At 68.1% G+C, this 10,009-nt stretch carries 9 protein-coding genes and 1 pseudogene; 6 read left to right on the top strand and 4 right to left on the bottom strand.

Annotation, left to right across the window (positions count from 1 at the left end; all coding sequences use genetic code 11):
- Together QH470_RS07870 and QH470_RS07865 are read right to left on the bottom strand one after the other, a co-directional pair.
- On the bottom strand, positions 1-747 hold a 747-nt coding region (locus QH470_RS07870), incomplete at its 3' end, for an EamA family transporter (RefSeq protein WP_280271612.1).
- Positions 744-1,742: a prephenate dehydrogenase gene (locus QH470_RS07865; protein WP_280271611.1), complete on the bottom strand. Its 999-nt coding sequence runs from the start codon at positions 1,740-1,742 to the stop codon at positions 744-746. The genes QH470_RS07865 and QH470_RS07870, both read right to left, overlap by 4 nt.
- A gap of 261 nt (positions 1,743-2,003) precedes the next feature.
- Between QH470_RS07865 and QH470_RS07860 the strand changes: the two genes are divergently transcribed.
- The 3 genes from QH470_RS07860 (at position 2,004) to QH470_RS07850 (ending at position 5,832) form a co-directional block, all read left to right on the top strand.
- Positions 2,004-3,302 carry a hypothetical protein gene (locus QH470_RS07860; RefSeq protein ID WP_280271610.1) on the top strand — a complete coding sequence of 433 codons (1,299 nt, stop codon included), beginning with the start codon at positions 2,004-2,006 and terminating at the stop codon, positions 3,300-3,302.
- A complete protein-coding gene (locus QH470_RS07855) occupies positions 3,292-4,599 on the top strand; it encodes a cytochrome P450 (RefSeq protein ID WP_280271609.1) in 1,308 nt (435 codons plus the stop codon). Before QH470_RS07860 ends, QH470_RS07855 begins: the two co-directional genes overlap by 11 nt.
- A 336-nt stretch (positions 4,600-4,935) precedes the next feature.
- Entirely contained in the window at positions 4,936-5,832 is an 897-nt protein-coding gene (locus QH470_RS07850; protein ID WP_280271608.1) for a hypothetical protein, read from the top strand.
- On the opposite strand, the gene QH470_RS07845 is transcribed toward QH470_RS07850, so the two are convergent.
- Positions 5,784-6,392, bottom strand: a complete 609-nt coding sequence (locus QH470_RS07845; protein ID WP_280271607.1) for a TetR/AcrR family transcriptional regulator — start codon at positions 6,390-6,392, stop codon at positions 5,784-5,786. The genes QH470_RS07850 and QH470_RS07845 overlap by 49 nt on opposite strands.
- 48 nt (positions 6,393-6,440) lie before the next feature.
- On the opposite strand from QH470_RS07845, the pseudogene QH470_RS07840 reads away from it, so the two are divergent.
- A pseudogene (locus QH470_RS07840) lies at positions 6,441-7,313 on the top strand (SAM-dependent methyltransferase); the annotation flags it as partial.
- Complete coding sequence (locus QH470_RS38095; protein WP_342228426.1) at positions 7,311-8,093, top strand: GNAT family N-acetyltransferase; 783 nt, start codon at positions 7,311-7,313, stop codon at positions 8,091-8,093. The pseudogene QH470_RS07840 and the gene QH470_RS38095, both read left to right, overlap by 3 nt.
- A 97-nt stretch (positions 8,094-8,190) precedes the next feature.
- Here the strand turns inward: QH470_RS38095 and QH470_RS07830 are convergent, their stop codons facing one another.
- Positions 8,191-8,586 carry a hypothetical protein gene (locus QH470_RS07830; protein WP_280271606.1) on the bottom strand — a complete coding sequence of 132 codons (396 nt, stop codon included), beginning with the start codon at positions 8,584-8,586 and terminating at the stop codon, positions 8,191-8,193.
- 115 nt (positions 8,587-8,701) lie between these two features.
- Here QH470_RS07830 and QH470_RS07825 point away from each other — a divergent pair, with 115 nt between their 5' ends.
- Positions 8,702-9,889: an NAD(P)/FAD-dependent oxidoreductase gene (locus QH470_RS07825; RefSeq protein WP_280271605.1), complete on the top strand. Its 1,188-nt coding sequence runs from the start codon at positions 8,702-8,704 to the stop codon at positions 9,887-9,889.
- Positions 9,890-10,009: the final 120 nt, after the last annotated feature.

Below are 10,009 nucleotides of genomic sequence, written 5' to 3'. Positions count from 1 at the left end.
CGCGGGGACGCCGCGGTAGAGTCCGCCGAAGAACAGCGCGAACGCCAGGGCCGTAGCGCCTACCGACAGCCAGATCGTCGCGCTCAGCTGGCCGAGGCTCAATGGTGGTGGCGTTCCGTCGATCAGGGTGGCGATCGGCAGTAGCAGGAGGCTGCCCGCGATCATCTGCCATGCCGTGGCGCTGAGTGGGTGCACGCCGGGCGGCGCGCCCCAGCGTCGGGTCAGCACCATGCCGGTGGCCGAGAGCACCGCCAGTCCGGCCGCGGCGCCGAGGCCCAGCGCGTCGAACGCCGTCTCGCCCTCGAAGACCAGCAGTGCGATGCCGGCCAGTCCGATCGGGGGTACCCAGAAATCGCGGCTGCCGACGCGCTGGCCGAGCGCGGTCAACAGCACCGGCACCACCAGGCATTGGGCCGCGGAGACCGTCGCGACCACGCCGCCGGGCAGGCGATGGGCGGCCAGTGCCTGTAAGGCGAAGAAACCACCGAAGTTCAAGGCGCCCAGCAACATCGAGCGCAGCCACCACACGCCGTGCGGCCGGGCCGGGCGCAGCGCGAGCAGCAATACCCCCGCGGGCAGCACCCGATAGATCGCATTCCACCCGGGTGTGCCTGGCAGGTATGCCGTGACCAGGAACGCGGTGCCGAACAGGCACGGCCCCACGGCCGTCGACAACAGCACCGTCTCGCGCGGCAATTCGATCCGCCCACCCAGCACGGCCGCCGGTCCGCGGATATCGAGCGTCATCGCGACACGGCGGCGACGAGCCGCCGTAGGACGCCGGATGCTGTGCGGGGTGTGGTCGGCGGCGAGATGGCTGGGGATTTCGATTGTGGGGGTGTTGTGAGGGCCGCCCGGCCTGCGTTGCCGCGGGCTAGCAGAGCGGTCAGGGGGGTGGGGTCGTGGTGTAGGGCTTGGGTTGCGGTGTGGAGGTCGGTGGCGAATTCTGTTAGGACTGTGGTGATTTCGTCGGCGTTGGCGCGCAGGATATCGGTCCACAGGTGGGGATTGCCGGCGGCTATTCGGGTGGTGTCGCGGATGCCGGCGCCGCACAGGGCGAGTACCGACTCGTTCGTGTCCGCGAGGCGTGCGGCGAGTAGCGCCGAAATCAGGTGTGGCACATGGGATGTGCGGGCGACCGCGCGGTCGTGGTCGGGCGAGGGCATCACGACCGGGCGGGCGCCGAGGCGCGTGAGCAGCTCCTCGACCGCTCGTAGCGCGTCGGGCCGAGTCCGGTTGTCCGGGGTGAGGACCCACACTCGGTCGTCGAAGAGTCCGGCGGAGGCCGCCGCGGGACCCGACCGCTCGCCGCCGGCCATGGGATGCCCGCCCACGTAGGTGGCGAGGTCGCAGCCGAGCCACTCCGCCTCTCGTGCCGGAGCGCATTTGACGCTGGCCACGTCGGTGTAGATCCGCGACAGGCCCTTGGCCTGGCAGTCGGCGAGTACGGCCGCGGTGCTGCCGGGCGGCACTGCGATCACCGTCAGGTCGACGGGAACGGGTGGCGGCCCCGGAATTCCCGCACCCAGGTTCGCGGCGGCGGCCGCCTGGGTGGGATCGATGTCGTTCAGGTGGACGATCACCCCGCGCCGACGCAATGCCAAGGCCACCGAGGTGCCGATCAAACCGCAGCCGATCACGGCGACCGTGTGTATTGCCTGATTGCCGGAAGGCCTTCGCCCGGTATCGGAAGGCGCGGTATGCGCAGCGGTAACGCCGACAGGTGTTTCTTTGATAACCATCGCGAACCCTCATCTTTGCGATGTATTTCCGGACGCTTGACCACGTCCGAACGCGGGCAAATGTACGCCGCCGCGCGGAGGCCGGTCAATGGCTCGTACTGCGTTGGCCGAGAATGATTTCGGAATTACCTATGGGTACCTAAGAATGCTTAGAGGGGCCCGCTTCCTAGGTATGTATCACGACCGTGGTCCACCGCTTGTCAGGTGCGTCTTCCCTGGTTATATTCCTGATCTCCATTCACGTGATGGCAGGGTTCTGTAATGAGAAGTAATTCCGCGCAGCGCGGCGAGGCCGTGGACGTGACGCGGCAGGCATTGCTGGGGCGACTGGGCCGATTCCTGCCCGATCCGGAATATCGCGAATTCTTCACCTGGGCGCTGTCGGCGAAGAATCCGGATCGCGATCTTTTCACTCGGATCATCGCCTTGACGCAGCTGGGGAATCTCACGGCGGAATTGCTGGCAGGGCTGTCGGACGCCGCCGAATGGCCGATTCTGCTGCGGTACGCCGTCCCGGTGAACCTGTACCAGGTCTTCGAGGTCGTTTCCGACAATCTCGGTATCGGGCTCGCCGTCCCCGGCGCGCGGCCGGAGGTGCGTGACCTCCTGTTGGACTTCGACACCGTCGCCACCGACGATCTGCGGCACCCGTCGTCGCGGCCGGTAGCGGAACTGCTGGCGCCGCTGCGCGCCCGCTGCGACCGGATCTCCAGCTTCGAGCAGAGTTTGACCGCGGAGCATCAGCGCAAGATCACCGACCGCTACCGCGCCGATCGCGGACTCGCCGATGCCCCGGCCGCGCTCGAGTACAGCGTGTGGTGCGGGCTCGTGGCCAATCTGGTCTCCGGGCGCGACGTCCTCGCGGCCATCGCGGACACGGCGGGCGAACGGGCGGTGCGGACGGCCACGATCGAGCGGTACACGGCCGTCGATCGCACTGTCCGTCACCTCGACCGCACCAGGGCCGAACTGCTCGGCACCGGGAGCAAGGCCATTCTCGTCACCGCGACGCTCGGCTATTTCGCGACCGTGTTCGGTGAGATGTCGGGCACCGACCGCGGCTACCTCGCGGCTTTGCGGGACGGCTCGCTGATGGCGTCCTTCGAGACGGCCGCGGTTCTGGTGCGACTGCAGAACGACATCGGCACGGCATTACTGCACATGACCTCCACCGAGCGCGCCGACCTGTTCGCCTCGGTGCGGCGGCGACACGATCGGAACGCCGGGGTGAGCACGCTGCAGATTCTCGCCCGTGCCGCCGACGAACCGCCCCTCAACCGATTCCGGAAGGACCTGGCGCACAACGAGTTCAACATCTGTCTGAGTGCGCTGCATACCGCCGAGGACGCCGCGGAAGGGTTTCGAATCCTGATCGACGACCTCGACTACTTCGCTCGCCGCTACGCCCGGCTGCGCCGAGAGCTGGAACAGCAGTTCGCCGAACTCGAACGGCGACTGCGGGATCGGCGCGGCATCGAGCTGGCGCGTCGCTTCGTCGACTTCCACGAGCACCTGTACTCCCACCGCTACGACACCTTGGCAGGCGACTATGCGATCTGACGTGCTGCCCTCGGTTCCCTCTGCGCCGCAGCGCTTTCCGGTGCTGGGGCACGCGCCGGTGCTACTACGCCGACCGCTGCCGTTCCTCCGGTCGCTCACCGACACCGGGCCGGTCGTGCATCTGCGGCTCGGGCCGGTCTCGGCGTATCTGGTCACCGATCCCGCACTGGTCCGGCGCGTGCTGGTCGCCGATGCCGCCCGGTTCACCAAGGGCCTGCACTACCAGAAACTCGCTGCGCTGCTGGGTAATTCGCTGTCGACAACCGATGGCCGCCGCCATCGCGAGCGGCGTCGACTGCTGCAACCGGCATTCCACCACGGTCATCTTGCCCGCTATGCCGGCCTCATCCGCGAGTCCACGCTGGAGGTGATCGACGGTTGGCGCGCGGGTGCGGTGCTCGCGATCGACGACGCCATGCGGGAGCTGGCTCTCACCGTGGTGGCCAGGGCGCTGTGCTCGGCGGCTCCGAACACGCAGGCGATCACGGTGATTCGCCGTGACCTGCCCACCGTCCTGCGCGGTGTGGCGTGGCGGGTGCTGGTCTCCGCGCCGGTTCTCGAACGCCTGCCGCTGCCCGCGAATCGCCGGTTCACCGCCGCGAATCGGCGGCTGCGGCAGGTCGTCGCCGACCTGGTTGCCCACTATCGGTCCGCGGGTGTCGACAACGGTGACCTGTTGTCGCTGCTGCTGGCCGCGCGGCATCCGGATACCGGAGCGGGCCTGACCGATGACGAGGTCTGCGACGAGATGGTGAATCTGCTGTTCGCGGGCACCGAGACGACCGGCAATGCGATGGCCTGGTTGTGGCACGCCGTTTCGGCACATCCGGCGGTCGCGCAGCGGCTGCACGATGAATCATGCGGTGGCTCGGTCGATTACGCGCAACGGGTCGCGCGGGAGACGTTGCGGCTGTATCCGCCGCCGTGGCTGGTGTCCCGGCAGACCCGCGTTGCGGTCGAACTCGGTGGGTATCGTCTCCCCGCGGGCGCACACGTGTTGTTCAGTCCCTATGCGCTGCAGCGGCATCCGGATCATTTTCCGGATCCGGACGTTTTCGACCCGGACCGCTGGCTGCCCGATCGTCGCGCCGAGGTTTCCAGAACCGCGTTCCTGGCATTCGGTGCGGGATCGCAGAACTGCATCGGTGAGGGCCTCGCGATGCTGGAGATCACCACGGTCGCCACGACGATCGCTGCTCGGTTCCGGCTCGATCCCGTGCTACCCACCTCGCCGAAGCTCTCCGCCACCCTCACCCCGGACCGCCTGCGCATGCGCGTCACGCCTTGGTGGCGCTGAACATCGCGACCCCCGCGAGCCGCCCGGCGACGATCCCTGCGACCCGGCGCACGGGGTCGCGGCTCCGCCCGCCTAGGGGGAAGATCTGCCGAGCAGCCGCGGGCATCCCATGCGTGGCTGATCGGCGGGGACCGGATGGTCCGTCGGCCCCGAATACGGATATCGCGCCCGCATGTCGCACACCGGGCGGACGCCGCGTCCCCGGGTGAGAACGGCTGGAGTTGGGGATGTCAGCCGACAACTTCGCACCGGAATGTGTCGGTGCCCCGGGCCATAATGACGCGACGGGCATGGGATGAGTTCGTGCCGGCGGGCGGTGGAGATCGGGGGATCGACATGTCGGGGACAAACGAGGATCCGCTGGTGGCGGTGGTGGAGTCGGTCGCGCGGCGTCGCGGATACACCTGCCGACTGATTGCGCGGGACGCGATGCGGCTCTCGGGACCAACCACTTTCGTGTGGTTCCTGGATAACCTGCGGCGGCAGGTCGCGCCGCTCGACGCGGAGGAATGGCCGGTGCTGGTCGCCGACGTCCTCGACACGGAGGAGGTCGAGCAGGCGCTGGATCGTGACAGTCCGCTCGACTACACCGATTTCGGTGTGATGCGTCATCTGATCCGGACCCGCTTGTACTCCACCGCCGGCGGGCTCGGCAACGAGGTGCGGCGGGTCGTCGCGCCCGGGCTGATCCAGCGCGTGGTGATCGACCGGATCCATACCGTCAGACCGGTCACCTACGACATGCTGGCGCACTGGGCGATCGGCGAATGGGAGCTTTTCGCCCTCGCCGATCGAAACGTGTACGCAGATGGCGGTGTCGACATTCACCGCACTCGATTCGACGTGGACCTTGCCGAGGGGCTTGCGCCGATCGCGTTGCTCACGGGCCCGGAATATCTGACCGCGCATGCCCGGTGGCTCGGCGCCTACCCGGTGACCGGCCCACACGGGGCGGTGCTGATCTTGCCGGCCAAGGAATCCATGTACGCCTACCCGGTCGCAGGCCTGGAGGTGATTCGGTCGGTCACGGTGCTCGCGCACCTGGCGGCGTCGCATGCCGCGCAGGATCCGTGGCCGATCAACCCATGGGTGTATTGGTGGCACAACGGAACTCTGGACTTGGCCGCCATTATCCGTCCGAGTGACGAGGGTATCGCGATCCGGCCGACATCGCGGTTCACCGACTACCTCGGGGTGCTCGCCCGGAGAGACCCTTCGGGCAGGGATGGGTGAGCACCGGCTCGGAACGCTCGGATGATGTGGGTGGCGAAGCGTTGGGTATCTGCCGGTGAGCTTGGGCGGAGGCCGTCGGTGGCCATGAGCATGAGAGCAAGATCGTTCGGTACTACGTCGGGGCGTAGGTGGCCGGTGGTCCTGGCGCGGCGGATCAGTTCGGCTGCGGAGGTCAGTGAGGAGGCGCGTGTTGCGCTGAAGTTCATTGCGCGGGGGTAGGTGGATTTGAATGCCGCGGTGAAGGCGTGGTCGGATGCTCGCAGGGCACAAAGGTTTTCGACTGTTCGGCAGAAGCCGTGCCAGGGGTCGGGATCGGCGAGACCTTTCGCCATGACGGATTGCCAGGTGCGCAGTTGGGCGGTGAACGCCTCGGTGGCCAGCATCTGTTTGGTCGGGAAGTGGCGGTAGACGGTGGCGGGGCCGACCTCGGCGCGGTGGGCTATCTCCCTGATCGGTACGTCCAGGCCATCGGTGATGAAGACCGTGCGGGCCGCGTCGAGAATGCGGGCGCGATTGTCTCGGGCGTCCGAACGCGGAGGGTGAGACGAACGGGCTGTCATCGCTCTCACTTTAGCCAGGTCGGCAGTGGTGTTGGCTATGGTCCGAGCGTGACTCCTACCAGACACGACAGGGATTCTTGGGATCCGGCATCCAGTGTTGGTGCGACCGCCACCATGGCCGCGGCGGCGCGGGCGATAGCGAGTCGTGCGGATCCGAGGCTCATTCATGATCCGTTCGCCGAGCCGCTCGTGCGGGCGGTCGGCATCGATTTCCTCACCCGGTTCGCGACCGGCGAAGTAGAACCCGACGATCTGGTCGAGCAGGTGGCGATCGACGGGGCCAAGGTGCGTACCAAGTTCTATGACGAGTTCTTCTCGGACGCGGTGAATGCGGGTATCGCGCAGGTGGTGATCCTGGGTTCGGGGCTGGATTCCCGCGCTTATCGGTTGTCCTGGCCGGACGGAGTCGTGGTGTTCGAGGTCGATCAGCCGAAGGTTCTCGAGTTCAAGACCCGTGCGCTGGCCGAGTTGGGTGCTGTGCCCACCGCCGATCGGAGGGTGGTTGCCGCCGATCTGCGCGACGATTGGCCCGCCGCGCTGCGGAGCGCCGGATTCGATCCGGAGCGGCAGGCCGCTTGGAGCGCCGAAGGACTGCTGGGTTATCTGCCGCCCGAGGCGCAGGATCGGTTGCTGGACACCGTCACCGCACTCAGCGTGCCGGGAAGCCGGGTGGCTACCGAGAGCAGGCCGAATCCGCGGCCCGGCGAGGAGGCCGAGACGAAGGAAGGCCTGCATCGCCTCTCCGAACGTTGGCGCGCACACGGTTTCGATATCGACCACGCGAGGCTGCGATACTTCGGTGAACGCAACGAAGCAGGCCCCTACCTGGCCGACCGCGGCTGGGCGCTGAACACCATCAGCAACCGAGATCTCTTCGCCGCCAACGGGCTTGCAGCTCTCGGGGCGGATGATTTGCGTATGGCGACGTGCTCTACGTCAGTGGCGCTCGTCGCGAATGCGGTTTTTGAGGGGATTGCGATGTCGGAGAGATCGGTGTCGGCACATGCTGAGGCATTGTGGGTGGAGCTTGCGGGGGTGCCGGTTTCCTTCTTGCCCGGACAGTTGAGCGTGGTGGTGTCGGCGGGGTCGAGAATGTGCCCGCCGGGGTGGGGTGGCGCCGTGCGTCTGGGCGGCTCGGTCGTGGTCACCGCGCCCGATGCTGTTGTGGCGGAAGCGATCAGGCGCGCTTGTCGACGTATTCCGGTTGCGGATGTCGTTGCCGCGGAGCGGCTCGGGAGCGTCCTGCCGGTGGCCGAGGCGCTCGGTCCTGCCGCCCTTGCGTACACCGATCGAGAGTTGTTCCGCCCGGTGCGGGGGCAGCGGGTGATAGCGGAGATGACGGCGTTGACCGGGCTGTTGGAGTCCGCTGGAGAAGCGGACCGGGAGGAAAGCGGGTTGGACGAGATCACCTCGCCCGCGTTCGTCGTGCGATCGGGCGGGGAGGTCGTATCGGCCGCTGGGTATCGGATATGGCCGCGGGGTACCGCCCACATGTCGGTGCTGACGGCGCGTGGTCTGCGCGGGCATGGGCTGGCGCGCGTGGCCGCGGGGGCTGCCGTGGAGCATGCTCTCGCGGAGGGCCTGGTTCCGCAATGGCGCGCTCGCACAACGGAATCCAGGCGGGTTGCCGGGGCTCTCGGATTTCGTGAACTGGGTGCGCAGCTGAGCTTTCGGTGGGAGAACGAGTTTCCGGGGCGTTGACTTGCTCGGCAGGATCAGAGGCCGGCGGCTGTGAGTTGGTGGTCTGCTTCCAGGAGCACCCAGGAGCGATCCGTCCGTTCGGACTCCCTTGACCGGCCTACCGTTTGTCCAGCACCATCGTCATGGGAACGCGAATTTCTCCGCCGGGCTCGAAGGACAGGACGACCGTGTCCGGGGTCCAGTCGACGCGCGGCTCGGTGCTCCAGGCCAGCGGGATCGCCACGACGTGGCCGCGCGGCACATCATCGCCGACCGACGGTCCCAGCCAGATTTCGTAGCGGTCGATGTCCATCGGACTGTGGATTCGTTTCACCGCCGCGGCGTAACCGCCGGGCGGCGATTGCGGGTAGGTGTGAACTGTTTCGGTGCGATGCATGAACAGCCCGATCGCGGCCACCGTCGTAACGACCACTCCCGCAACCAGTCCGGCGATCAGCATCAGAAACAGTGCGAGTGTCTGCCCGCGTCCCGGCGTTGCGTCCGGTCTCGTCATGGCCTGGTCTCCGATTTCTGACAGGGCACCCGGGTGATGCACGCCATAGGACAGCTTGTCAGGAAATCGGGGGCTGTCTCGTTCAGGGTGCGAACGCAACAGACAGGAGCGGACCATGCATCGCATCATCGTTCTCGGGGCCGGATACGCCGGAGCCTACGTCGCGGGATATCTGGCGCGGCGGCTGCATGCCGACGACTTCGAGATCACCGTCGTCAATGCCGAGCCCGATTTCGTCGAGCGGCTGCGGCTGCATCAGCTCGCGGCGGGACAGGACCTTCGGCACCGTCCGCTGGCGGATGTCTTCGCGGGCACCGGGATTCGGCTGCGGGTGGCACGGGTCACCGACCTCGACGCGGAGCGCCGGGCAGTCGTGATCGCCGACGACGCGGGCGTCGAGCGTCTGGAGTACGACAGCCTGGTCTACGCGCTCGGCAGCACCGCCGCCGAACACGGCGTTCCCGGGGTGGACGCGCACGCCTTCCACGTCGCCGCCCGCCCGGCCGCACTGCGCCTGCGGGCGCGGCTGGACGAGCTGGGGGAGCGCGGGAAAGTCCTGGTCGTCGGCGGTAACCTGACCGCGATCGAGGTCGCCACCGAGATCGCGGAATCCCGGCCCGGCTTGCGGGTCAGCCTCGTGACGAGTGGCGAACTCGGCGGCTGGCTGGGACCGCGGGCGCGTCGTCACCTGCTGCGCGCCTTCGACCGGTTCGATATCGCGGTACACGAGCACGCCACCGTCGACCGCGTGACCGAACACGGCGTCGTCGTCGCGGACGGCACCACCTATGCCGCCGACGCGACCGTGTGGGCGGCCGGGTTCGCCGCCCATCCGATCGCCGCGGCGGGCGGGCTCGCGGTGGAACCGGACGGCCGGATCACGGTCGACCGGTGGATGCGGTCGGTCTCGCACCCGGACGTCTATGTCGCCGGCGACAGCGTGTTCGTCATCGGGGAGAACGGGCGTCCGCTGCCGATGTCGTGCGCTTCGGCGGGATTCACCGGCATGCAGGCGACCTCGGCGATCATCGGCGATCTGACGGGGCGCAAGGTCTCGACGACCGCGCTGGCCTACGTCGGTAACCACATCAGTCTCGGCCGCCGGGACGGGATCTTCCAGGCGGTCGACGGTGACGCGCAGTCGAAATCCTGGGCGCTGCTCGGCCGGACGGCCGCCCGCTTCAAGTCGGCGATCCTCACGACCGCCGCCTGGAGCATCAGCCGCCCGACCTACGGGATGCCGGGGCGCAAGCACCGCCTGGCACCGACGCGGGAGCGTTCGGCGAAGGCCGTCGCCGCTTAAGGTGGCGCCCATGGACACCGCCACCGTGGCGCGGTTCGGGGGCCCCCCGGGGCCGGGGGGGGCCGTAGCCCAACCCCCGGGCCGGGCGGCCCCCCCCCCCCCCGGCCCCGGGGGGGGCGC

Origin of the sequence: Nocardia wallacei (assembly GCF_029868745.1) — a bacterium.
Classification (GTDB): Bacteria; Actinomycetota; Actinomycetes; order Mycobacteriales; family Mycobacteriaceae; genus Nocardia; species Nocardia wallacei_B.
Note: the sequence above shows the minus strand (reverse complement) of the source record. Positions and strands in the feature narration are given on the sequence as shown.